This window comes from Christiangramia aquimixticola, from assembly GCF_048285835.1.
Taxonomy (GTDB): Bacteria; Bacteroidota; Bacteroidia; order Flavobacteriales; family Flavobacteriaceae; genus Christiangramia; species Christiangramia aquimixticola.
Genome location: NZ_JBLVTL010000372.1, coordinates 1 through 266, shown reverse-complemented (window position 1 = coordinate 266; position 266 = coordinate 1). Strand labels below are relative to the sequence as shown.

Annotated in this window: 1 protein-coding gene; it reads left to right on the top strand. The window is 45.9% G+C overall.

Features of this window, described 5'->3' with window-relative positions; genetic code table 11:
• Nucleotides 1-266: hypothetical protein (locus ACNKXV_RS14865; protein WP_417908469.1), on the top strand; the 266-nt coding region annotated here is incomplete at both ends.

The following is a 266-nucleotide window of genomic DNA, read 5'->3' as shown; positions in this document are numbered from 1 at the left end:
GGCGCTTCCGATGGAATGTTTATGGCTGGAACAGATACTGCAGGTACATATACCTATACAGTAGATGCTGACGGAGATGGACCATGTCCTGCTGATTCAGAGGATGTAGTGGTTACCGTCAATACAGCCAATGATGCAGGAACAGGTAGTCCGTTGACAATTTGCTCTGATGATTCTACAGATTATAATCTTCGTGATTACTTAACTGGAGAAGATGATGGTGGAACCTGGACCGGCCCTGATGGTGCGTCCGATGGAATGTTTAT